The following is a 24117-nucleotide window of genomic DNA, read 5'->3' on the forward strand; positions in this document are numbered from 1 at the left end:
CGCCGCCCGGTGTGCGGGTTCGACCGGCCACCGCGGATGATGTTGAAAGATCTGTCGAACAGTCCACCGGTTCGTTGCCTTTCGTGGCCTCCCAGCACGGAAAATCTCACGAATCGGTTCTGTGCCGCAAGGCTCGCATGCTGTCCAGCGCCCTGGGGTAGATCGGCCCACGACCGACGGCGGTCGTCGAGCGCTCGACCGGCGGCGAGCCGAGCGACGCTGGCGACGGAGAGCGCTGCGCGCATTGGCGCCGGCACGCAGCCTCGCCGCCGACGTCGCACAACCGTGCGCCCGTCGTGCGCAGGCCGCCTGCCTGACGGGCGGGTCGTAGAAAAGAATGTCAACCCGCGGAAGGTCGCGCAGTTGCGACTTGACATTTTCGAGTCGTTTGAATCTTCTTCTCTCCGAAGGAAGGCTTTTGTCATGTCGATCGGCACGGATAGAACCTTATGCAGGCGCGGTGAGGCCACCGCGAGGACCGCTGCGTCGGGCGACGGGCCTGCGCCGAGATGGGAAAGCGCTCGGTGGATAGGTACTTACCCATCGAGGCGAAACGGCGCGCGCGGGGTGACGTCGACGTGGTGGGGGGCCATCCGGCTCGTGGCGGGGCTATCGCTCACCGCGTGTGCGCCCGTGCAGAACCTCGCGAGCGCACCCATCACGCAGAGCGCATCCGGGAGCTCGCCCGCGCGCACCGGTCCCGGCGTGGAGAACGAGGAAGCCGCCCGCTACAGCAAGGCCTGCGACGCGGGTAACGCCAGGGGCTGCTCCAACCTTGGCGTTATGTTCGCGGAAGGCCGTGGGGTGGGCAAGGACGAAGCGCGCGCGGTGGCTCTCTACGACAAGGCCTGCGACGCGGATTACGCCGATGGCTGCAATAAGCTCGGCATCATGTTCGCGGCAGGCCGTGGGGTGGGCAAGGACGAAGCGCGCGCGGTGGCTCTGTACGACAAAGCCTGCAACGGCGGAGAGGCCAGTGGCTGCTTCAACCTCGGCGTTATGTTCGCGGCAGGCCGTGGGGTGGGCAAGGACGAAGCGCGCGCGGTGGCCCTCTACGACAAAGCCTGTAACGGCGGAGAGGCCGCGGGCTGCTTTAACCTTGGCATTATATTCGCGGCAGGCCGTGGGGTGGGCAAGGACGAAGCACGCGCGGTAGCCCTCTACGACAGAGCCTGCAGCGGCGGAGAGGCCATGGGCTGCTTCAACGTCGGCGTTATGTTCGCGGCAGGCCGTGGGGTGGGCAAGGACGAAGCGCGCGCGGCGGCCTTCTACGACAAAGCCTGTAACGGCGGAGAGGCCGGGGCCTGCTCCAACCTCGGCGTTATGTTCGCGGCAGGCCGTGGGGTGGGTAAGGACGAAGCGCGCGCGGCGGCCCTCTACGAGAAAGCCTGCGACGCGGGTGACGCCGTGGGCTGCTCTAACCTCGGCCACACGTTCCACGAAGGCCGTGGGGTGGGCAAGGACGAAGCGCGCGCGGCGGCTCTCTACGACAAAGCCTGCAACGGCGGAGAGGCCAAGGGCTGCTTCAACCTTGGCGTTATGGTCGCGGCAGGCCGCGGAGTCGGCAAGGATGAAGCACGCGCGGCGGCTCTCTACGACAAAGCCTGCGAAGCGGGTTACGCCACGGGTTGCTTCAACCTCGGCCTTTTCTTCGAGCGTGGCATCGGCGTGCGCCGGGACGCTCCACGCGCAGCGAGCTTATATGCTCGCGGCTGCGCCTTGGGCGAGTCGAAGGCCTGCGCGGCGCGGAGGTAGACCGCCGCCCCGCAGCCTGCGGGCGTCCTGCCAGTCGAATCGTGACTGTCAGAGCTCACCTGAGTCGGTGTCGGTCGTCGTCGAGGGGTCGTAGCGCAGGAACGGGCAGCGCCCTGCGTCGCTGGGGCGGGGGTAGGATCGACGGATCGGAGATGGGAAGGCTTCGGCACGGGTCAGGTCCATTCTCCGCCCTCTCACCACAGATTTCCAGGGGGAGCCTGTCTCACCCGACGTTGGCACACCGAGCGGCTCGCGACTCAGAAGGTGCCGCCGAGGCCGAAGGTGACGCCGCCGGGCGCGAAGCCGATCTGGGGCTCGAGCCGGATGCGGGTGGAACGATGGCTCTCCGGGTCGCTTTCCTCGTACGGGAGGACGGCGATATCGACGATGTTGGCCGCGAGCAGGCCGAGGCTGCCGCCGAGGATCGCGGCGATGACCGAAGGATCGACCCAATCACCTTCATCGGCCTTGCCGGCGGTCTCCGCTCCGATCAGGCCGCCGACCAACGTGCCCCCGATGTTGAAGCCGAGGCTGGCCAAGGCCTTGCCGGAATTGTCGTGACCGCCATGGATGATCGGGCCGCCGACCATCATGCCGCTGAGGCTCACCACGAGGATCTCCGGGGTCTCGGCGGCGAGGGCGACGGGCACGAGCAGGAGACTCCCGCCGAGCACGATGACGTGCTTCCAGCCATACCAGGCGAGTCGCGACGTGCCCTTTGTGCCCGGGCCGTGATTCCCGGGCTGCCGTGGGCCAGCGCGCCAGCCGTCGGGCGGCGGGGCGTACCCGGGCGGCGGGTCTCCCGCCTGTGGCATGCTCCTCACGCCGGACGGAGGCTGAGATGGTACGCCCCCCGCCTCGCCCGCAGGCTGCGCGAGCGGCGCGGGCGGGGCGGCGCCAGCAGCCGGCGGCACGACGACCGGCGGCGCCGTGGTCGAGTCCGCCGCCGCAGGCCGAGACGGTGGTGCCGGCGAGATCTGCGGCGCGGAACCGGGAGGCGGTTCCATCGCGCCCGCCTGACCCAGCGCCAACATCACGGCTGCTGCGCAGCAACCCCCTAGTCCATCGCGCACCCTGATCGTCACCTCGCCGCTCCTCTCTCTTCTCTGCTCCTCTTCTTTTACCCGCAAGCGTGCAGCGTTTGTGCTCGGATGAGGGGCGTATTCATGCTCATGAGGCGAGCGAGCCCGGAGGACCTGATGCGCGATAGACGGCTCGCCCGGCGCCGTCCCTGCGGGGCTTGACACGGCCGAGAGCTCCACGGTTTCAGATCCGCGGCGCGCGCGGCGCGGCTACACTGCGCGGCCCGTGGACTCCGTGATGGACAGCATCGAGGCGATGGTCGCCTGGCTCCGGCAGCGCCGGTGGGCGCACCTTGCCGTGGTGAACCTGCGCATCCTGATCGGCTTCGCGTTCCTGCCGGCGGGGCTGAAGAAGATCCTCGGCGAGCCGTTCACGGATCCGGGCAATCGCGGCCCGTTCCACGAGTTCTTGCACGCGTTCCACGCGACCGGGCACTTCTACACGTTCGTGGGCGTGGTCCAGCTGGTGGCCGCGACGCTGCTCATGACGCAGCGGTTCGCGACGGTCGGCGCGTTCATGGCGCTGCCGGTGACGGGCGCGATCCTGGCGTTCTGCTGGAGCACGGCGGTCGTCCCGACGGCGACGGTCGTCACGCTGATGTTCGCGGGCCTGGTCGGGCTGGCGCTGTGGGACATTGAGCGGTGGCGCGGCGTCCTCGACGCGCCGGACGCCACGCCGCGGGCCGCGCGTGCCTCGTCACCCGCGCCGATCGACCTGCGGCTGTGGAGCCTGTGCGGGGCGGCCATCCTGGTGGCGTACCTCGCGACGTGTCTACTCAGCGGCGGCATCTACCGGCCGCGGGGGCCCGCGTTCGATGAGCCGGGGTTCTACGTGCTGATGGCGCTGCCGCTGTTCCCGATCGTGACCGCGCTCATCGATCGTCGCCGGCGCGCGGGGCGCTGACGCCCCGGTGCCGGCCCGCGGTGCACCGTCGGGTTGTTCGGTGTGCCGCTCATCGTGCCGCAGTAGAGGTGCCCCTGCGGTGGTGTCATGCGCCGGCGGCACCCTCCAGCGCCACGACGATGTCGCCGAGCGGCGCAGCGAGGTGGAGCCACGCCTCGCCGCCCACGCGCAGCGCGGCGAGCACGTCGTCCGCCCGGCCGCGGAACGCGCCCAGCGAGCGGGCCGGGCGGCCCTCGTCGACCGCGAGCACGGCCACCTCGTTGTCAGCGCGCGCCACGACGACGAGCACACCCGGTTCGGTCGCGCCCAGCCAGACAGGGCGGCCGCCGAGCGCGACGTTCCGGGGAGCGCCGCGCTTCGGCACCTCGTGCAGGAGCCCGCGCGGAACGTCGCAGCCCCAGAACGAGCGCAGCCGCAGCGCGGCCGGCAGCGGGCCGCCGAACGCCTCGTAGGCGGCGCAGGCGTCGTAACCGGGGTCGAGAGGGAGCAGGTCGGCGTCGTTCGGGACGAGGCGGGCGAGCGCCGCGTCGCGCGCCTCCGTGAAGCGTGGCAGCGCATGGCGAAGGCGTAACGCCGGCAGGCCACAGAGCGGTCGCAGGTCTGGGCGAGACTCACCCTCTTCCGTCACTATGCAGCACCTGCCGCTCGGGTCGAGCAAGAGCACCGCGCGATTGCGGATCGCGATAGGTGTGTCTGGCCTGAAGACCGGGCGCACCTCGAGGACCCCGTGATCCTTCTTCAGCCGCACGAGCCTCCAGCCGTCGATGGCAAAAACCCGGCTGCCATCCGTGCAAAGGCGGCGATAGGACGACGACGTTGCGGCAACGAGGGTTGTCCCCGGAGGAACGAGCGCACCTCCTGAGGCCAAGCCTGCGGGCGCTTGGCCGCGTCCTGGCTCGGGGCGCGGTGCGGCTACACCGTGCCCGGTGAGCCAGGCGCGGAGCGCGGCAGGCGCGTCCACGTGCGCGGCGGTATCCCACGCAAGCTGGATCGATAGGTCAGCACCCACGCGCAGCGCGGCGATTGGCCGCCCATGGCGCTCGAGCTCCACCGTGACCGGCCCCAGCGTGTCCTCTTCCAGAGCTGCGCCCTCGCCGTGCGGAGGCGTATTCCCGCGAAGGCGAAGCAGAGGGCGAAGCGCGTCGAGCTCGGAACGAGGGACGCGAACGCGGCGGCGATCGTTCGCGACGAGCCACGCCGCCGTCGCGCTGCCGAGGGCGCGGTCCACATCCGCTTGCTGCGGAGGCGGCGAAGGTAGGATGGGCCATACAGGCATAGGGCTATCACTTCGGCGTTGTGGGCACGTACTTTCCGCCGTGCACCGTTGGGTTGTTCGGCGTGCCGCTCATCGTGCCGTAGTAGATGCGACCCGCAGTGGTGTTATGCGCCGGCGGCTCCCTCCAGCGCCACGATGATGTCGCCGAGCGGCGCCGCGAGGCGGAGCCACGCCTCGCCGCCCACGCATAGCGCGGCGAGTACGTCGTCCGCCCGGCCGCGGAACGCGCCCAGCGAGCGGGCCGGGCCGCTTTCGTCGACCGCAAGGACGGCGACCTGATTGTCATCGCGCGCCACGACGACGAGCACGCCCGTGCTGGTCGCGCCCAGCCAGACAGGGCGGCCGCCGAGCGCGACGTTCCGGGGAGCGCCGCGCTTCGGTGCCTCGTGCAGGAGCCCGCGCGGAACGTCGCAGCCCCAGAACGAGCGCAGCCGCAGCGCGGCCGGCAGCGGGCCGCCGAACGCCTCGTAGGCGTCGCAGGCGTCGTAGCCGGGGTCGAGCGGGAGCAGGTCGGCGTCGTTCGGGACGAGGCGGGCGAGCGCCCCGTCGCGCGCTTCCGTGAAGCGCGAGAGGGCGCGGCGCAGGCGGCGGGATGGCCAGTTGAAGAGCGGGCCGAGGCGGGAGCGGTCCTCTCCGCCTTCCACCGAGATGCTGTGTACGCCGCTGCGCCGGAGAAAGAACAGGCTGCCCTCGCGAGCGGCGAGCGGGCTCCCGGGGGCGAGCAGCCTGGTCAGCTCGGTGGTGCCATGGCCTCTCTCCAGCCGCGCGAGCTCATGACCATCGATGCCGAATGCGCGGGCACCATCCGTGCAAAGGCGATTGAATCGCCCGCCCGACGACGCCGCGACAAGCTCGGTTCCCGGTGGGGCGAGATCGCCCTCGCCGAACAACAGGCGCCTGGCGCGAACGATGTTCTCCTGAGCGCCGGAGTCCCGAGCCGCGGCCAGGAGCGCCTCGCGCACCTCCAGCGGCATACGCTGCTCGATCCCCCATCGCGCGCGCCAGGTGATCTGTTCGACCAAGAATCTCGTGATCCCTGTGCGCGCCGCGGCGGGCACACCCGCGAGCGCTGCCTCGAACACCACGTGGGCATCGAGGCTGCGAAGCATCGCCTCAGGCACCGCCTCGAAGGCATACGGCTCGTCCCAGCGACCGCGCCGCGCGCCGTACCAGGCACCGAGCGCCCAGGCCATCTCGGCCGGCTCGCCTCGGGCTGCGCGTAAAGCTTCCAGGGCCGCGCCATACGCCTCGGCGTCGAGCACGGCACGCCCCTCCTGCCAGAACGCATCCACGTACCGGCGGAGCTCCGGCGGCGCGGCGGCACGCCAGGTGCTCAGCACAGAGGCGATCTCGGGAGCGCAACTCCGCTCCAGCGCTCGCAGCGGCTTGTCGACACCGTGCGCCGCGAGCCACGCCGCGAGCATCGCAGGCTCCTCCACATCGGCGAACTCACTCCACGAGAGCAGCCGCACGGTGCAATTCCCTTCGATCCAGAGCGTGCCAGACGGTCGACAGGCACGTTCGAACGTGAGGGTCACCCGGCGTGCGCAGGCCGCGAGGCCAGCGCGCGCGCTCTTGCGCAGGCGGAGCAGCTGGCGGAGCGAGCCGAGTTCGGAGCGACTGACGCGGATCCAGCGCTGCTTGTCGCGGACGAGCCACGCCGCCGTGGCCTCATCGAGCACGCGATCGAGGTCAGCCTGGTTCGGCGGCGGAGAAGGCGCTGTGGGCCACACCGCCATGCGTTACGCCTTCGGCCTCACGGGGATGTAGCCCTCCGGACCGCGAAGGGGAATCGGCTTACCTTGTCCGGCGTGGCGCCGTTGCACGCGAGCAGGTCCATGCGCCTGCCCTTTCCTTTGAAGCCTGCGTTGCGGAGCTGCTCTCCTCCGTGGGGCTGTCTGCCTGCAGCAAGCCTGCGGAGGCGGTGCAGGCGACGGCGCCGGTCGCCGCGGCCGAGCTGGCCGCGCACCTCGGTCATCTCATCTGCCCGCGCGCGGCTCCAGCCGGAGCCACACGCCGCCGGACGTGCGCAGCGTGGTCGCGACGTGCAGCCGCGTCGTGCGCCCTGGCACCGCGCTGACCCGGTAGCGCTGGAGGAGCCGGGCGAGGATGAGCTGCCCTTCCATGAGCGCGAACTCCTTGCCGATGCACTGCCGCTGCCCGATCCCGAACGGGATGGCCGACGTCGAAGCCCGTGATGGCGGCATGCCGGGCTTCCTGCTCGAAGGTGCTGTCCGGCGCCGTCGGAGGGAGCGGGTTGCTCGGGAACAGGACGAGCGAGGCTGGGAACAAGTCGCCGGTCATCCACCCGTCAGCTCTTATCTCCTCGCACGGCATGGGCGTCGCTGCCTACGGCTGTCCGAATGAACGCTACGCTGCTGTGGGACCCGGCCATAGCTTCAGCGCTACGTCGAACAGCGCCCTGCCGCGCACCTCGATGCTGGACTCGTCCCAGGTGGCGAACGTATGCAGTTGCTGATTGATCGGCAGCAACGAGGAGACCAGTAGTTCCGATTTCTTAACCTTCCATGCGCTGTTCGAGACTGTCGAGTTCAACGCCTGCGTGAGGATAGTCAGGTTTCCGAGGGTGTGAATCGCGGCGCTTCTGCGGCGGGTCGCGACGGCCCGAGGATCAGTTGCATCGCTACTGACGAGCTCATCGGAGGTCATCCCCGCGGTCCCATCTGCCAGGGGCCAGTGTTCGATCCAGCTTTGCGGGAGGATGTGCTCGATGGTAAGCGGTCCCTCGACGCTGATTCGTTCACTCTTGTTGCTCAGCAACGCGTCACTCAGGCGCCGGAAGATGTGTACAACCCGGGGCTGGGCCAACGTCTGGTATGTGGCGCGCTCCTGCCATGCCGCCCGGAACTCCTCATCGGACGGCCACCCAGTGGACTCCCCGGAGAGCTCGGCCAGGTGCTTGCGAACGTTTTCCGGCGTGGTCCCATCCCGCCGCAAGCCCCGGGTCAGCGTAAGGAAGACACGGTTGTAGTTCTTGGTGTTTAGGCCGCACACCGCCCGTCGCAACAGATACGACTCGAGCAGGACGGTGAGCTGACGCCAGTGCATATCGGTCGTCCGGGCATCGAGGAGGTGGAGCAGCAGCGGATAAGCGGTACGGATGTCGAACGCGTCGAGGAACGACGTCAGCGGGAAGAGGATGTCGTCCTTCTTCGGATCAATGATCCGCCGGAAGTCGTCACCCTGGCGAGCCAGCGTCGCCAGCTCTTCGCGCACTGTGGCGTAGGGCCTCTTCCGCTCGATCCAGAACTTGTACTCGACGAAGAGGTGCGTGATAGGGATATCCGCGGTCCGGCGGCTGGCCAGGAAGTGCTGCATGAAAAGGTCGCTGCGCGGCCGGAGCAGGCGCCCCTGCTTGACCTCCTGGCGCCAAAAGTCGTCGTCGAACCTGCGCCAATACTCCTCGTAGAGCACCTCCTGCGACTCGCCCTGGCGCGCTGCCCGTAGGAAGATGAAGTTCCGCAGCAGATCGGCGGGCAGGAGCGGCTCCCCGCGGGCGTTCAGCGTCTCGAAGATAACCTGCGCGTCGTCCCCACCCTCGAGGTCGATCACGACCACCTGCAGCGCGTTCTTGAGGGCCTGGAAACACTCCTCCACCCGCACCGCGAGCGGTTGATCGGCGGCGATCGGCGGCTCCCCCTCTGTCCCGAAGAAGAATTCGCGCAGCTGATCGTGGAAATACAGATAAGCCTCGACCATGCGCGGCCGCGGGTCGTCGTGCCGCTGGTACTTGCGCCGTTGCCGCGGGTGCTTCTCCTCAAGCGCAGCGCGGGAGCCCGCGCCGATAACGTCCTTGAACTGCTGACGATCGAGCAGGGTAGGCCAAACTTTGAACCGGTCGGCGTCGGGCTCGGCCATCATTCCCTTGTTCAGGGTGAAGGAATCGCACTCCTTGGCCAGTTCCTCGCACGTGCTCTCGCGGCACAGGTCACGGAAGGCCGCGAGAAAGATCTGCAGCGTCGTGAGCCGCTGCTGCCCGTCGATGACCTGCCGCTTCTCGACGTGCGTGGTCGGCGTCTGCTTCTGGTCGAGCACCATGGCCCCGAGGAAGTGGACCGGCGCGTCCTTCCTCCCCTCGAGGTACTCGGTGAACTTCCGGCAGATGTCCTCCCAGAGGAACACCCACTGGTCGTCTTGGCTCCAGACATATTGCCGCTGGAAGAGCGGAACCTCAAGGCGCATCTTCTTCTCGAAGATGGCGAGCAGCGGGACGGCGTTGGCTTTCATCGGCGGTGCTCTCCAGGCGAGAGGGGATTTGCGTCTGCTCCATGAGCCCGGCGCGGGGCGCCCCGCAACCCTGGCTACGCGTTTCCGATCGGCTGGTGGAACCGGGAGCCAGCCGGTCGATGCGCGGGTCATATTATACCCGAGATCGCGGACGGGGTCCACTCCATTCATGTCGAGCGACACAGGAGAGTCTCGCTCCGGCGACGCGTGATATCCACATCAATACGCAGTCTCCGATGCTCGGCACGCGCGGCGTGGACTTCCGAGCGCAAAATTGTGCCGCGGCCGGGCGCGGCCCGATTGTCAGTCCCAGTTTTTTTGTTGGGCGGCGTCTTCCGTGTGGGCATGCGGTCACGTCGGCTCATTTGGTATTCCTGTTGCGCCGAGCCTTCCTCTGATTTCGATCTCTCCGAGCGGCCGAAGCTGCATCCGCGGCATCGTCACGCAGCAGCTCGATGGGACGCGAGGTGGCCCCGATGCGCACGTTATCCTCTTGGATAAAGCGCTCTGCCATGGCATCGTCCTCCGCGCACCATTGCACGCCATCGATGTAGCAGACCTCCTCGGAGTGCCCCTCCGAGTTCTCGTATTCCGTTGCAATGCCAACTACGTGGCGTAGATGCCTCTGATGATACTTAAATACGATGCAGTGCGAAGAAAGTGTCCAAGAACGCCGTGACCGGTACGCTAGATAGCTCTCATTATTCTCGCGAGGAGCGAGCACGAGGACGTACCCGGTGTCAGGTTGGGCGGGGACAATCGCGGTCCGAATAGTGGTATGCACGGACGACGCAGTCTTGAGGCACTGTGCTACGAAAAGTGCCAGCGCGCCTCGCACCCTCCGATTCGATCGAGCGAGTGCTCGTATGCGCCTTTCGTGCGCTATGGTACCTCGGCTTCTACCGCGGATGTGTACGGTCGTGCCTCCAAGAACGTTCGAGCTGAGCATCTCGATCGTTTGATCCCATAGGTAGCTGTGACGGATGGCATCTTTGCGTTCGTGGTAGTGCGAGGAGCCTGCGTACTTCGGCCAGAGTTCGCCACCGATAAGGAGCGGTTGCTCATTGTTCGCTGGAATCGAGTGGTATCCGTCTCTCCCCGGGTGCGCCAAGTAGTATGCGAGGAGATTCTCTTCGCCAGCTACGAAGGCAATGTGGTCCTCAAGAAGGAGCTGTTCCTTCGTTCGAAGATAGTGCGTAAAGTCAGAAATCGTGTCAAGCTCGGTGAGAATGGTATCCAATGTTGTGTCATCGAAGACGTGGATGATGCCATTTCTCGACAGCGCGTTGCCAACAACAAACGGCCTGCTGGGAAGGGCTCCACTGGTCGGACTGGTTGGCGAAGAAACCTCTGGGCAGAACAGCAAGCTCCCACTAGCGCTGTGGTGTGCCTCCCGACAGCGCCCGCCCGCGCCAAGTGCGACTACGATGCGGTGAAGCTTCATGCTGGCGGGCGTCGGCAATTCGAGAGGAAAAGGTTCGGTACACTGCTTGTCGAGGAAGATACGGTCAGGGTAGTCTCTGATCCAGCGTTCAGCCCCATAGACCTGGTCTGCCGACTTCTCGACGGAGCGCTGGTACCATCTGCGCCAATCCACATCGATTGAACCGGAGTTCGGAAAAGTGCAAGATTTGTCAGAAAATATGATGATCGTGTCGTCGAACACTACGAGCAAATCGCAAAGTTCCTTGCCGGCTCCAATGCCTCCGCGCCGACCCTGATCGCGGTAGACGTTCGGATAGCTCCACAAGCTGAGAAAGGAGCGCTCGCAGAGCGACTTGAGGTATCGCTCTGACGGAGTCGTTCCCTCCTGCTTTGTGATCCGCTTCATCCGTGTGCTTGCTGTTCTTGGTGCCTACTTCCGCCCAACGGCTAGCCGGTCAGCCGTCGTGCGGGCCGCCGAGCGAAGCGAGGCTGCCCGCACGGTCGGTTGCACCGGGTTGTTGGACCGCACCGGGGTGGATTTCGAGCCCTGGGCAGAGGATTCCGGAGAGAGGAAGGGCCACCCACGCCCAACCAGAGCAGGCGTCACCCGTGCCACTCGCATGGAATCCTCCTGCAATCGTCCCAATCGTGCATCAGTTCGATGCGGGCGTCCTTGTACGCAGCAACTGGATCCATCCGCCGACTCCGAACTCCGGACTTGTCCAACTCGACGTTCTCGGATTTGAGAATCCACACAATCTTCGCGCGGCGGAGGACGGTCAGTACGTCGTGAGGAGTCGGATTCTCTCCGAGCAGGTGAACTTCACGGGCCATCTCGTCAACGGTCGTGTAGTGCTCCCAATGAAAGATAGTGCGGCCATTGTCCTTCATTCCGCGCTTTTGCGGTTGGCAGAACCAGCAATATTGCCTGAGATCCTTCTCAAGACCGAGTTCGCGAGCCTTGGCGTGTGCGGCCCCTGAGACGTTCACCGGTGCTACTTCATCAACTTTTCGAATCGCAAGCGCAATCAGCTCGTCGTAACTCCTCGACCCGTGTCCGGTGAGCTTTTCGCGTGCCACCATCAGGTGAGAAATCGTCTCGGCAAACACAAGCAGCACGTCGTCAGTCATGTTCCCATCTCACTGTTCAGTGTGTGCCCAGGTGTTGAGAGTCAGGCTGGTTGATGCTCTCCCGCTCGGGCTGGCTGATGGCCATCGCGCTGGTGAGCGAGCGTCGGTCAGAGGCGTGATGGTCGGCCCATCGCGTCCTGAGCGTGCCGGGGTGCTCGGACGCGTCAAGGGTTCCCTCGCAGGGCTCGGCGGCTGCGCCGCCCTTGACGCGCCCTTCCGCGCCCCGGCGGCCGAGTCGCACGGGCGATGGGCGGACGGAGCCTCCGGCGGGGGCTCCGGGCACCGGATGGGCGATGGCCATCGCGCGCGTGAGCGCGCCATCATCCTGCCTGAGCGAAAAGTGGCCTCCACCCATCATCTATCGTGAGCGTCAACACCAGGTCAGGATGGTGGCCGGAACGTTCTCGCCTTCGCTCGGCGGAGCGCGGTGTGCAGAACCCAGGCGCAGCGCGACGCGAGCTTTCGGCATGGTCGTCGGTCCAACTATCAGTCGATTGGTCAACCGAAACTGCCGGACCAGATCTGTCTAGATGGTCGCCTTTTGTGACCTCCCCCCACGGAAAATCTCATGGATCGGTTCTACGCCGCAAGGCCGAAATGCTGTCCAGCGCCATGGGGTAGATCGGTCTAACACCGGTGGCTGTCGGCGCTTTTCCGGGGGCCGGGGGCGCCTGGAGGGAGGGGGCGCGGCGTACGCGCAGCCAGAGGCGTAGGCGTCGTGCCGCATCGCGCCTGCATGACACGGCGCGGCCGCCTCATCAGGAGGTTGCGGGACATCTAGCAGTCCGTTCACAATCTCGGACCGAAGGGCCCGTAGAGGGCGGGCAGTGGAACGACATGCCCTGCGACGCCAAGCTGCCCTAGGTGTGCAGGCTGCCTTGACGAGGATCACGTACGCTCCAGCCGCAGAGGCAGACAGGGCGGCCGTGATCCTCGATCCTCTCACCTGCCCGCGCGCGGCTCCAGCCGGAGCCACACGCCGCCGGACGTGCGCAGCGTGGTCGCGACGTGCAGCCGCGTCGTCCGCCCCGGCACCGCGCTGACCCGGTAGCGCTGGAGGAGCCGGGCGAGGATGAGCTGCCCTTCCATGAGCGCGAACTCCTTGCCGATGCATTGCCGCTGTCCGATCCCGAACGGGATGAACGCGAGCGGGTGCCGGGCGCGCGCGCGCTCGGGCGTGAACCGGCCCGGGTCGAACCGCATCGGGGCTTCCCAGTGGTCCGGGTGCCGGTGCAGGACATAACTCATGATGCCCACCAGGGTGCCTGCGGGGATGTGGAAGCCGTCGATCTCGTCGTCCTCGACCGCGGTGCGAGGTATCCAGTATGCCGGCGGGTAGATCCGGAGCGCCTCCTGCACGACCGCGAGCGCGAGCGGCAGCCTGGGGACGTCCGCGAAGGCGGGCCGCCTGTCGCCGAGCGCCGCGTCGACCTCTGCCGCTACCGCCTCCAGGAGGTCGGGGTTCTCGACGAGGAAGTGGAGCGCCCACGCGAGGGTGACCGAGGTCGTCTCGTACCCCGCGAGGAACATCGACACCGCCTCGTCCCGCAGCTGCTGGTTGGACATCTGCTCGCCGGTCTCGGCGTCCACCGTGGCGAGGAGGATCGAGAGCAGATCGCCGCCCCGCCCCGGCTGCGCGCGGCGCTGCGCGATGAAGCGAAACACGTTCTCATCGATCGTCTTCACCGACCGCTCGAAGCGGCGCCGCCCGGGGGCCGGCATCCAGCTCGGCAGCGCCCGGAGCGCGGCCCCGAAGATCATGTAGTCGATCGCGTACTTCATCGAGCCGCCGACGGCGTCCGCCTCCTCTTTGGTGATCCCCGAGCCAAACATGGTGTTGAGGATGACCTTCATCGTGATGTGCGGGAGCTCCCGCTCGGCGTTGACAGGGCGCCCCGCGGCGGCGGCCACGCCGAAGCCGGCCATGCCGTCGTCGATCGCCTGCACCATGAGGTCGCACATCGCGGCGAGCCGGTCCCTGTGGAACTCCGGCTGGATCATCCGCCGCTGCCGCAGCCAGAGGTCACCCTCGCTCGTGGGCAGCCCATTGCCGATGAGCGCGCGGATGCTCTCCCATATCGCGCCTCCCTTGCGGTAGTTGCGCGCGTTGTCGCGCAGGACGTGCTGCGCGTGCCTCGGGTGGTTCAGCGCGACGATCCGCGCGAGCCCGAGATCGATCGTGTACAGATCGCCGAGCTGCTCTCTCGCCGAGACGAGGTAATCGAGCCGATCCTTCAGCAGGTGCGGGAGCACGCCGACGAGCGGAAAGCCGTGCGCCGACGGCGGCGCGCTCGCGCGGGGGGCGGTGCCGGCGGTGGCGCGGGCGGGTGTGCTGGAGAGAAGATCCGGCTGCATCATGGCCTCGCCAAGGGAAGGGGCGTATCCGATCGAGCGGCAGTATCCGAGCCGCTCGGCGGACAGGGCGCCCGCTGCGCGGATCGGACGAGAGTACATGAGCCCGGATCCCGGCGACGAGACTTTGGAAAAGCTTCTTCGCAGCGCGCCCTCACCGCCCACAGTGTGGACGCGCGAGGCCCAAGCGACGGCGCGAGCGCCCGAGGGGCGATGTCCTCGGACGTTGTATTCCTACGCTGTCACGCGACCGCGCGCCGCGAGGTGCCGCTCGATGTGGCCTATCGCCGCCGTCACGCCGTCCTCGCCGCGGATCTTGCGTCCGAGCTCCTCGGCGCGCTGCTTCATGCCGGCGTCGGTCGCGGCGGTCCGGATCGCGGCCGCGAGCGCGTCGGCGGTGAGGCGCGGCCGCGGGATGGCGCGCGGGCCGACGCGGAGCTCCTCGACGCGGCGCCCCCAGAAGAGCTGGTCCGCGAGGTGCGGGACGACCACCGCGGGCCGCCCGGCGCGCAGGCACGCGGCCACGGTGCCCGCGCCGCCGTGGATCACCGCCGCGGCGACGCGCGGATAGAGCCAGTCGTGCGGCGCGGCGTCGATCCGGAGGATCGTGTCGGGCAGCGCGATGTCGCCGAGCCCGGCCCAGCCGGAGAGCAGGATGGCGCGCTGGCCGCTCCGCGCGACCGCGTCGACGAGGAGCCTCGTCGTGGCGCCGGGATCGTGGGACGTCATGCTGCCGAAGCCGAGGGCGATCGGCGGCTCGCCCGCCGCGAGGAACCGCTCGAGGGACTCGGGCGGCCTGTACTCTTCGCCCTCGTCGAGGAACCAGTAGCCCGTCGTGTGGTAGCTGGGCGGCCAGTCCGGCGGGTGCGGAACGACGTGGGCGCTGTAGCCGTGGACGACCAGCATGCGGCGCAGCGCGGCCATGTACGTTCGCCGATCCTGCGGCGGCAGGCCGAGCCTCTGCCGCACGCGGGCCGTCACGCCGCCGTACCAGCGCCACACCGTCGGCTCGATCAGGAGCTTGCCGAACAGGAGGTTGAGCACGCTGTCGCGGCGCGGGACGGGCGCGGCGAGCGCGGTCGGCCCGTGGCGCGTCGCCAGGATGGAGGGCTGGAGCGGCATGCTGACCTGCACCGCGCCGGAGGCCTCGGCGATGGAGGCCGCGTACGTGTCCGAGGTGAAGCTGCTCAGGATGAGCTCGGCGCCCTCGCAGGCGCGCAGGGCGTCGTCGGCCATCTCCGCGCCGAAGCGGTCGATGATCCGCTGCAGGATCCGCGACTGGGCCATGGGGTTCGTGCCCCGCGACACCCACTCTTTGCCGAGGTCGCTCTCCATGATGTCGACCGAGTCCACGCTCGCCGGGATGGCGGCGAGCCCGTGCGCCTCGATCCAGGGCTGGAAGCTCTTGCCGGCGAGGACGCTGATTGCGTGGCCGCGGGCCGCGAGCGCCTTGCCGAGCGCGATCGCGGGCTGGACATCTCCGCGGCTGCCGAGGGCGAGGACGGTGGTCTTCACAGGGCCGCCTCGCCTCAGAGCGCCTTCCAGGACGCGTCGCCCGACGGGAGCCGCGGCGGCTCGACCGACAGGATGTAGTCGACCCGGCGGTTGCGCGGCTCGTCCACCTGGTCCGCGGTCTTGACGAGCGGCGCCGACTCGCCGAGCCCCTCGAAGGCGATGGGGAGCTTCACGCCGCGGCCCTTGAACCAGGCGGCGATCGCGCGGGCGCGCTTCCGCGACAGGGCGAGGTTGTGCTCCGCGCTGCCGACGGTGTCCGTGTGGCCGACGATGAACAGCGTGATCTTGCCGAGCTCGCTGGTCTTCGCCACGACCTCCGAGATCTTCTGGAGGCTCGCCTCCAGCTTGGGCACCTCGGGGGCGCGGATGACGTCGGAGTTGGTCTCGAACTGCACTTCTTCGTGGGGGATGCTCACGTTCCAGGGGATGATCGCGATGCCCGCCCAGTACCCCTCGGTGTCGTAGCCGTACACCTCGATGCGCGCGACGGGCTCGTCGCTCGAGGGCGACCAGGTCACGGCGAGCGGCGAGCCGGCGGCGGCCCCGCCGAAGGGCTTCTCCTCTTCGGCCAGGACCGCGCCCGACTGCCCGAGGACCTTGATGCGCACCTTGCTGGCGGCGCGCGACAGCTTCACCTCGATCTGGCGGCCCTTGACGTCCACCTTGGACCTGTCGATCGTCACCTCGAGCGCGGGCGGCCTCGCCTGGGCGCTTCGTGGTGGTGAGGGCGCGGGTGAGGGGCCGTCGGCGCGCGCGGCGGCGGGGGCGAGCAGGGAGGCGGCGAGGAGCACGGCCGGGGCATGGCGCATGGGGATCCCCATCTCTGGAGGGTGAGGGAAATGCGGGAAGACGTCCCCGAGCATACCAAAAGGCGCGCGTGGTGGAGCGGCGGGGTGACGTGCTGTGTGTTCGTGGCGCGCGCCGCCCTGCGCGCCGGCCTGCACCGGTGTAGGGTGTACCGTCGAGCGTCGAGCGCGCTCCGGCAAAGGCGCCGGAGATCCTGCTGAACGGCGTTCCACGTCACATGGCAGTCACCATTTTCGACCTCTTCAAGATCGGTATCGGGCCCAGCAGCTCGCACACGGTCGGGCCGATGCGCGCGGCGCGCATGTTCGCGGTGGATCTCGACGAGGCGGACCTGCTCGCCCGCACCGCGGCGGTGTCGGTGGAGCTGTTCGGGTCGCTCGGCGCCACCGGCCGTGGCCATGGCAGCGACAAGGCCGTGCTCCTCGGGCTCATGGGCGAGACGCCGGACGGGGTGGACGTCGAGCGGGCGGGCGCGATCGTCGAGGGCGTGCGGCAGAGCGGCCGGCTGTCGCTGCTCTCCCGCCACGAGATCGGCTTCCAGGTGAAGGGACACCTGGCCTTCCTGCACCGGAGCCTGCCGTTCCATCCGAACGGCATGCGCTTCACGGCGCTGGACGAGGGGGGCGCGCCGCTGCGCGCGCGCGTGTATTACTCGGTGGGCGGCGGCTTCGTGGTGAACGAGGCGGCGGCGAAGGGGGAGAACCCGATCGAAGCGGACACGACGCCGCTCCCGTATCCGTTTCACAGCGCCGCGGATCTGCTCGCGGCGTGCGCGGCGAGCGGCCTGTCGATAAGCCAGGTCATGCTGGAGAACGAGAAGGTCTTTCGCCCGGAGGCGGAGAGCCGGGCGGGTCTGCTGCGGATCTGGGGGGTGATGCAGGAGTGCGTGCGGCGCGGCTTCCGGGCGGAGGGCGTGTTGCCCGGCGGCCTCAAGGTGGTGCGCCGCGCGCCGGCGCTGTACCGCAAGCTCATCGAGAGCCCCGAGGCGGGGCTCCGGGATCCGCTGACGGCGATGGACTGGGTGAGCCTCTACGCGCTGGCGGTGAGCGAGGAGAACGCCGCCGGGGGCCGCGTGGTGACGGCGCCGACGAACGGCGCCGCGGGGATCATCCCGGCGGTCCTGCACTATTACCGGCGCTTCGTGCCGACGTCGACGGACGAGGGGGTCATCCGTTTCTTGCTGACGGCGGGCGCGATAGGCATTCTCTACAAGGAGAACGCGTCGATCAGCGGCGCGGAGGTGGGGTGTCAGGGCGAGGTGGGCTCGGCGTGCTCGATGGCCGCGGGCGCGCTGGCCGAGGGGCTGGGCGGCACGCCGGAGCAGGCGGAGAACGCGGCCGAGATCGCGATGGAGCACAACCTCGGGTTGACGTGTGATCCGGTGGGCGGGCTCGTCCAGGTGCCGTGCATCGAGCGGAACGCGATGGCCGCGATCAAGGCGATCAGCGCGGCGCGCTTGGCGCTGCACGGCGATGGGGCGCATTTCGTGAGCCTCGACAAGGTGATCAAGACGATGCGCGACACCGGGGCAGACATGGAGTCGAAGTACAAGGAGACGGCGCGCGGGGGGCTCGCGGTCAACGTGCTCGAGCTGCCGGTGGAGGTGGGGGTCAATTTGCCGGAGTGCTAGCGCTCTTCCTGGACAGCAGCGTGCCTGCGGCATACCCATCGACGAACTCTTGCAGCTTTCGCATCTGGTACGTCCGCACGAGCCCCCTGAGCTGCTCGAGCCACGGGCCGAGCCGCGGGTCGGTTTCCTCCATCCGTGCCGCTTCCGCCACCACGTTCCGGACGCGCCCCGACGCGACCAGCCGAGATAGAAGAGCGAGTTCCTCGACCGACGGCGGCACCAGCGGACCACTCTCCCGCGCCGCCCTGACAGGGGCCTTCTCCTCGACGTGAATCCATTCCACGCCGAGGAAGCGGTGGATCTTGTCGAAGAGCTCGCCCGCTTGCACGGGCTTGTGCAAGGAGTCGTTCCAGCCGGCGCGGACGCCCTCCTGCTGTTCGGCTCCGGACACGTTCGCGGACGAGATCAGGATGACGACCTCGCCGAGCTCGGGCATCCGCCGCAGGCGGCGCGTGGCCTCATGGCCGTCGATGCCCGGCATGACCAGGTCCATCAAGACGAGCGCCGGCCTCCGCTCCATGGCCAGCCGGAGCGCCGCTTCACCGTCCTCGGCCTCCACGACCTCGAAGCCGATCGGGACCAGCAAATCGCTCATCAGGGCACGGTTATGCGGGTTGTCGTCCACGACGAGGATCGTGCGGCGCTCTCCGCGATACCCGGTGATCGTATGCCATCCGAGGACTCTGTCGGCGAGCGCGGAGTCAGGCCCCTCCGCGAGCGTGAGCGTCACCGTGAAGGCGCTGCCTCGGCCGAGCTCGCTCTCGACCTCGATCGTGCCGCCCATCTGGTCGACAATCTTCTTCGTGATGGCGAGGCCGAGCCCTGTGCCGGCGCTCTTTGCCTTGTGATCTCCGAGCTGCTCGAAGGGATCGAAGATGCGCGAGACGTGCTCCGCGGCGATCCCGGGGCCCGTATCCTCGACCCGGAACCGCAACGTGCTCCCTTCACCGGGGCCGCGCTTCAGCTCGTCGACGACGAGGGTGATGCTTCCTCGCTCGGTGAACTTGATGGCGTTGCTCAGGAGGTTCAACAGCACCTGCGTCAGGCGCTTCTCGTCGCCGTAGAACGCGGACGTCGTTCCGCCGCGTATCTCATGGGTGAAGGCGATGCCCTTCTGGTCCGCGCGCACGCGGCACAGATCCACCACCGTGCGCACCAGGGCCTGGAAATCGAACTTCTTCGGGACGAGATCCATCTTGCCGGCCTCGATCTTCGCGAGGTCCAGCACGTCTTCCAGCAAGGAAAGGAGATGCTCGCCCGATTTCTTGATGACTTGCACCCCATCACGGCTCTTCAGGGAGAGCTCGGGCGCGCGAGAGAGGACCTGGGCATAACCGAGGATGCCGTTGAGCGGCGTGCGCAGCTCGTGGCTCATGCTCGAGAGGAAATCGCTCTTCGCCCGGTTCGCCCGATCGGCCGCCTCCTTGGCGATCTGGAGCTCGGCCGTGCGCTCCTTGATCTTGGCCTCCAGGTCCCGGTACAGGACGGCGTTCTCGACGGCAATGGCCGCCTGCGAGGCCAGCACCGACAGGAACTCCACGCGCGCCGGAGGGAACGCCGACGGCACGTCGCGGTGCTCGAGGTACAGCACGCCCACGAGGTGGCCCCTGTGGGTCAAGGGCAGGGCCAGCAGCGAGAGCACCACGCGCGACACGAGGTACGGGTCGACGGCGAAGCGCGCCTCGCTCGTCGCGTCGCCCGTCACCACCGGCTCGCCCGTGCGGGCCGCATACTGCACCATGGTCGCCGGCACGTCGTGGCTTTGCCCGAGCGGCTCCGACAGCCCCGTCTCGATGCGAGCCCCCTCCACCGACAGCCGCGCCACGACGGAGAGCGACTCCCCTTCGCGCAGCACGAGGGCGCCGCGCTGCGCCCCCGCGTTCTCCAGCACGAGCTCCATCAGCCGGCCCACGACGCGCTCCGGGTCGCGCTCGCTCGAGAGCGCCTGCGCCGCGCGCACCGCGGTGTTCACGTCGAGGCTCGCGCCCGTGGACGCGCCCGTGGTCGCCGTGGTCGCCGCCGCCGCCATCGCGTGCTCGACGGGCGCCCCCTGCATGGCCGCCCTGAGCAAGGCAGGGTGTTTCGCGTTCAGATGGGCGACCACGTTGACCGCGCCCCAGCGCGCATAGGCGTCGCGCGCCTCGCGCAGGTACATGGCGCCGAGGTGCCTCTTGCCCGTCTGCAGCCGGAACTCGGCGGCGAGCTGGATCGAGAGAGCCTCGATGTGCAGGAAGCGGTGCTCGCGCGCGAGCTCGATGGCCTCGTCGTACCGGGCGCTGGCCTCTTCGGTCTGGCCGAGGACGCGGGCGTATTCGGCCTCGACGAGGCGCAGCTTGTGGAGGAAGTTCGGCGCGCAGCCTTCCGCGAAGTAGCGTAGCCGCTCGAGGCCGTGCTCGATGTGCTCCCGCAGCCGCGCCTGCTCCTCGGCGCCGGCGGCGTCATGCCAGCGCTTCGCCGCCGCGAGGGCGAGGAAGAACGGGATATCCGTGACCGGCGGCATGCCGAGGATGTCGGCTCGAGACTGGTCTGCCTCCCGCGCCCGCGACAACGCGCGCTCCCACCTGCCGGTGACGCAGAACAGATAGACTTCCAGCGTACGCGCGAGCCCCCCGGTGAACCCGTCGCCGTCGGCCAGGAGGGAGTGCGAGCCTCGCGACAGCGGCTCGTCGTTCAGGAGCTTCGGGGCGCCGTCGGCGGTCATCAGCACGTCGCAATAGGACGCGATCGTCTCGAAGTGGTGCCTCCCCACCGCGTCCCCCGCGCGCTGCACGAGATCCCAGCGAGCCTTGACCTGCGCGTCGACCTGGCCGAGCGGGAGGCCACGCCAGACGCGGTAATAGAACAGCTCGGCGAGGAGGCCCCAGCTCGTGCCCTGGAACGAACCGAGCTTCAGGCCGGCCCCCATGCCTTTCTCATAGAGGGCGGCCGTCTCGTCGACAGGCCTGGAATAGACCATGTAGATGCCGTGAAGCACCAGGCACTCGGGGAGCATCGGGGACCCCACGCGCACCGCTGCGCGCACCCCCGGCTCGACCCACCGCAAGACGCGGCGATACATGCCCGTGGCCACCGACCACACGTTGGCGAAGCTGCAGAGCATGAGGGTGGCGGCCGGCGTGAGGGCCCCCCGCCGCACCGCCTCGGAGACCAGGCGAACGATGATGAGCGTGTAGAGCATCGGCCGGCCGCCGTAGATGGAGCAGAGCTGCGTCTGCGTCATCAGGGCGTCGATGAGCCGGTGCTCCGGGGACTGCTCGGGCGGCATTCGATCGAACGCGCCGAGGTCCTGCTCCAACCATCGATCCAGCGCGGCGGACTCCTCGAGGAGCGCCGGCAGACACGCTTCGTCCGTCCCGGGGAAGGCGAAGCCCCGCTCCGCGAGCGCCGCGATACCAAGCCCGATCCCGCGCGCGTACTGCCCCGTCGCCAGGCAGCAGCGGACGCGGATCTCCTGCGCCGACAGCCAGGGCACCGCCCCGAGAGGTCTCGCGAGCAAGTCGAGCGCGCGCGCTTCGACGTCCTCGAAATCGCGCAACAGATAGGCCGCCTCCAGGCGCTCCAGCGCTATCTCCACCGACAGCGCGAGCTGTTCTCCGGCGGCGCGCTCGCCGAGGAGCGTCTGCGCGTTCTCCAGCAGGCTGGCCATCAGGCGGTGGGAGCTCGCGGCCTTCGCGACCCGAGCGGCCTCCAGGTTCATCCGCGCGACGTCGTTGAGCTCCTCGACGGACGTGAGCCGCGCCGAACCCTGGTTCATGTGCCGCGCGAGCTCCAGGAGCTGCTGAGCCGTGCCCCCTTCCGCGCGATACCGCGCCCAGAGCCGCCGGCCGATCTCGAGGTGCGCGAGGACGCGCTGCTCCGGCGAGATCCGCTCGTAGCTCGCCTGCTGCACGCGGTCGTGCAAGAACCGGTACGAAGCGTCCAGCGCTCCGTCGCCCACCCCTCCGAGCGCCTGCGCGGGGCGATAAGCCCCGTCGACCGGCACGACCAGCTCCTCCTGCAGCGCCGGCCATAACGCTCCCGTCACCCGGGCGGGCTCCCACCCGCTCAATCGCTCCAGATCATGGAGATGGAACGTGTGCCCCGCGCACGCCGCGAGCCCCATGAGCTGCTGTGTCGCGTCCGGCATTTCTCGCACTTTGTCCGTCAGCAACGACACCACGTTGTCGGTGATCTGCGCTCGCTCCAGGTCCGCTTGATTCCACTGCCATTCCCCGCTCTCCGCGTCCCTCGAGAGGAGCTTCTGACGGTGCAGGGAGAACAGCAGCTGCTCCAGGAAGAACGGGTTTCCGCGCGTCTTTTGCCACTGCACACGCGCGAGCGGCTCCACGCGCTTCGGCTCGCTCTCGAGCGTGCGCGAGAGCCACTTTTGCACCTGCTCTTCCGACAGGGGGCCCACCGTCAGCCTCGATACCTTGGCCTCGCTCGCCTCCACGGCCTCCACGAGCTTCCACAGCGGATGCTCGGGCGGGGTCTCGTTGTCGCGGTAGGCTGCGATCACCAGCAGCGACCGTCGCTCCACGTCCGTCAGCAGCGTCTGCAGGATGATCAGCGTAGCGCTGTCTGCCCACTGCATGTCGTCCAGGAACATGACGAGCGGCGGGTTCGGTGTCGTGACGGTTCGAACGAAGTTCAACCACGTCAGCTTCTGCCGGTTGAGCACCTGCTCGCCCTCCGCCGGCGGCACCGGCGGCAGCTTGCCCATGACGAGGTCGAGCTCCGGCACCACGTCCGCGATCAGCCGCGCGTTGTCCCCGACCTCGTTCCGGATCCGATCCCGCCAGGTCTCCAGGACCTCCTTCGGGCTCGAGATCCATTGACGCATCAGCCCCCCGAACGCCTGCGCTATCGCGGCGTACGGCGTCGACCGCGCGAGCTGGTCGTGCTTGCCTGCAATCAAGAGGCCGCGCCCCGCCTTCGCGATGTCGTGGTAGACCGTGCGCACCAGGGCGGTCTTGCCGATGCCCGACGGTCCGCCGACGAGCAAGAGCTCCGCCGCGCCTCGCTCGGCGCGGGCAAACGATTCGCCTACCCGCTCGACGTCCTGCTCCCGCCCCACGAGCACCTGCGGCAACCGCAGCTTGCGTGAGAAGTCCTTCTTTCCAAGCGAGAAGGGCGCCGCCGTACCACGCTGGTGGAGCGCGCGGAGCGCCTCCTCCAGATCCTCGGCCGCGCCTCTGGCTGTCTGGTACCGCCGCTCGGGATCCTTCGCCAGGAGCTTCGATATGATCGCCGACACGCCGCTCGGCACCTCCGGTGCGATCGTGTCGAGCGGAGGCGGGCTTTTGGCCAGGTGCGCGTGCACCAGCGAGAGCGGATCGCGGTCCGTGAAGGGCCGCCGCCCCGAGAGCACCTCGAAGAGCGTCACGCCCAAGGAATAGAGATCCGTGCGCGTGTCGAGCGCGCGCGCCGTGCGCCCCGTCTGCTCTGGCGAGATATACGCCAGGGTACCTTCCAGCGCTTCGGGAATGCTCGCCTCGGTCGCTTCCTGGGATAGCAGCGAGGCGATGCCGAAGTCGAGCAGGGTGACCTGCTCGTAGGTGTCATCCACGAGCAGGTTCTGCGGTTTGACGTCCTTGTGCATCACGCCGGCGGCATGCACACCCTCGAGCACCTGAGCAAGGCGTTGCCCGAACCGCAGCCCGGCCGCCACCGGCAGGCGACCGTGCCTGGCGAGCACGTGATCGAGCGAGCTCGCTCCAGGGTTCTCGAGCACCAGCGCCGCCGTGCCGTTCCGCTGCTCGAACGCATGCACGCGCGCCACGCCTGGCACGGCCGCGAGCTGCTGGAGCACTTGATGCTCGTGGACCAGCCGCCCCATGACGCGCGGGTTGGGCACCTCGGCGAGAGGAAATTTGATCGCCACCTGCGCGCCCGAGGGGAGATGCACCGCGCGACAGACGCGCGTCTCGCTTCCCTCGTATGCGATATCCCCCAGCGCATACTCCGTCAGTTCCATGCCTGAACCCCTCCCCTGCATCTGCACCGCGGCACG

General features: G+C 68.5%; 14 protein-coding genes. 3 read left to right on the forward strand and 11 right to left on the reverse strand.

All coding sequences use genetic code 11. The features are described from left to right. The first annotated feature begins 705 nt into the window (after positions 1–705). Positions 706–1755 (forward strand): SEL1-like repeat protein, encoded by a 1050-nt coding sequence (locus WMF46_RS10135; RefSeq protein WP_437985423.1) that lies wholly within the window; start codon positions 706–708, stop codon positions 1753–1755. 257 nt (positions 1756–2012) lie between these two features. Here the strand turns inward: WMF46_RS10135 and WMF46_RS10140 are convergent, their stop codons facing one another. After that, positions 2013–2405, reverse strand: a complete 393-nt coding sequence (locus WMF46_RS10140) for a hypothetical protein (protein ID WP_437985424.1) — start codon at positions 2403–2405, stop codon at positions 2013–2015. 670 nt (positions 2406–3075) lie between these two features. Between WMF46_RS10140 and WMF46_RS10145 the strand changes: the two genes are divergently transcribed. After that, entirely contained in the window at positions 3076–3741 is a 666-nt protein-coding gene (locus WMF46_RS10145; protein WP_437985425.1) for a hypothetical protein, read from the forward strand. 85 nt (positions 3742–3826) lie between these two features. On the opposite strand, the gene WMF46_RS10150 is transcribed toward WMF46_RS10145, so the two are convergent. The 9 genes from WMF46_RS10150 to WMF46_RS10190 all read right to left on the reverse strand — a co-directional run bounded on the left by WMF46_RS10150 (position 3827) and on the right by WMF46_RS10190 (position 16497). Then, entirely contained in the window at positions 3827–4489 is a 663-nt protein-coding gene (locus WMF46_RS10150; RefSeq protein WP_437985426.1) for a hypothetical protein, read from the reverse strand. A gap of 632 nt (positions 4490–5121) precedes the next feature. Then, positions 5122–6756, reverse strand: coding sequence for a hypothetical protein (locus tag WMF46_RS10155; RefSeq protein WP_437985427.1), 1635 nt, complete (start codon positions 6754–6756; stop codon positions 5122–5124). Positions 6757–6996: 240 nt separating this feature from the next. Next, positions 6997–7224 (reverse strand): cytochrome P450, encoded by a 228-nt coding sequence (locus tag WMF46_RS10160; RefSeq protein ID WP_437985428.1) that lies wholly within the window; start codon positions 7222–7224, stop codon positions 6997–6999. A gap of 163 nt (positions 7225–7387) precedes the next feature. Continuing rightward, the gene (locus WMF46_RS10165; protein ID WP_437985429.1) at positions 7388–9265 is read right to left on the reverse strand and encodes a DUF262 domain-containing protein; all 1878 of its coding nucleotides are present in this window, start codon (positions 9263–9265) and stop codon (positions 7388–7390) included. A gap of 361 nt (positions 9266–9626) precedes the next feature. Further along, on the reverse strand, positions 9627–11096 hold the full coding sequence (locus WMF46_RS10170; protein ID WP_437985430.1) for a hypothetical protein: 1470 nt from the start codon (positions 11094–11096) through the stop codon (positions 9627–9629). Between the two features lie 197 nt (positions 11097–11293). After that, complete coding sequence (locus WMF46_RS10175; protein WP_437985431.1) at positions 11294–11821, reverse strand: hypothetical protein; 528 nt, start codon at positions 11819–11821, stop codon at positions 11294–11296. Between the two features lie 942 nt (positions 11822–12763). Next, a complete protein-coding gene (locus WMF46_RS10180) occupies positions 12764–14275 on the reverse strand; it encodes a cytochrome P450 (protein WP_437985432.1) in 1512 nt (503 codons plus the stop codon). Positions 14276–14407: 132 nt separating this feature from the next. Then, the gene (locus WMF46_RS10185) at positions 14408–15688 is read right to left on the reverse strand and encodes a glycosyltransferase (RefSeq protein ID WP_437985433.1); all 1281 of its coding nucleotides are present in this window, start codon (positions 15686–15688) and stop codon (positions 14408–14410) included. A gap of 14 nt (positions 15689–15702) precedes the next feature. Continuing rightward, positions 15703–16497: an OmpA family protein gene (locus WMF46_RS10190; RefSeq protein WP_437985434.1), complete on the reverse strand. Its 795-nt coding sequence runs from the start codon at positions 16495–16497 to the stop codon at positions 15703–15705. Between the two features lie 215 nt (positions 16498–16712). Between WMF46_RS10190 and WMF46_RS10195 the strand changes: the two genes are divergently transcribed. Next, positions 16713–18125 carry an L-serine ammonia-lyase gene (locus tag WMF46_RS10195; protein ID WP_437985435.1) on the forward strand — a complete coding sequence of 471 codons (1413 nt, stop codon included), beginning with the start codon at positions 16713–16715 and terminating at the stop codon, positions 18123–18125. Here the strand turns inward: WMF46_RS10195 and WMF46_RS10200 are convergent. Further along, positions 18106–24081: an AAA family ATPase gene (locus WMF46_RS10200; protein WP_437985436.1), complete on the reverse strand. Its 5976-nt coding sequence runs from the start codon at positions 24079–24081 to the stop codon at positions 18106–18108. The two genes, WMF46_RS10195 and WMF46_RS10200, sit on opposite strands and share 20 nt — an antisense overlap. Between the last annotated feature and the right edge of the window lie 36 nt (positions 24082–24117).

Source organism: Sorangium sp. So ce117 (assembly GCF_051524395.1).
Lineage (GTDB): Bacteria > Myxococcota_A > Polyangia > Polyangiales > Polyangiaceae > Sorangium > Sorangium cellulosum_B.

Bases quoted from the DNA above. Each gene is read 5' to 3' on its own strand.
- WMF46_RS10145 (WP_437985425.1), top strand. From the start codon at position 3,076: ATGGACAGCATCGAGGCGATGGTCGCCTGGCTCCGGCAGCGCCGGTGG.
- WMF46_RS10155 (WP_437985427.1), bottom strand. From the start codon at position 6,756: ATGGCGGTGTGGCCCACAGCGCCTTCTCCGCCGCCGAACCAGGCTGAC.
- WMF46_RS10160 (WP_437985428.1), bottom strand. From the start codon at position 7,224: ATGCCGCCATCACGGGCTTCGACGTCGGCCATCCCGTTCGGGATCGGG.
- WMF46_RS10165 (WP_437985429.1), bottom strand. From the start codon at position 9,265: ATGAAAGCCAACGCCGTCCCGCTGCTCGCCATCTTCGAGAAGAAGATG.
- WMF46_RS10170 (WP_437985430.1), bottom strand. From the start codon at position 11,096: ATGAAGCGGATCACAAAGCAGGAGGGAACGACTCCGTCAGAGCGATAC.
- WMF46_RS10175 (WP_437985431.1), bottom strand. From the start codon at position 11,821: ATGACTGACGACGTGCTGCTTGTGTTTGCCGAGACGATTTCTCACCTG.
- WMF46_RS10180 (WP_437985432.1), bottom strand. From the start codon at position 14,275: ATGTACTCTCGTCCGATCCGCGCAGCGGGCGCCCTGTCCGCCGAGCGG.
- WMF46_RS10190 (WP_437985434.1), bottom strand. From the start codon at position 16,497: ATGCGCCATGCCCCGGCCGTGCTCCTCGCCGCCTCCCTGCTCGCCCCC.
- WMF46_RS10195 (WP_437985435.1), top strand. From the start codon at position 16,713: ATGGCAGTCACCATTTTCGACCTCTTCAAGATCGGTATCGGGCCCAGC.
- WMF46_RS10200 (WP_437985436.1), bottom strand. From the start codon at position 24,081: ATGGAACTGACGGAGTATGCGCTGGGGGATATCGCATACGAGGGAAGC.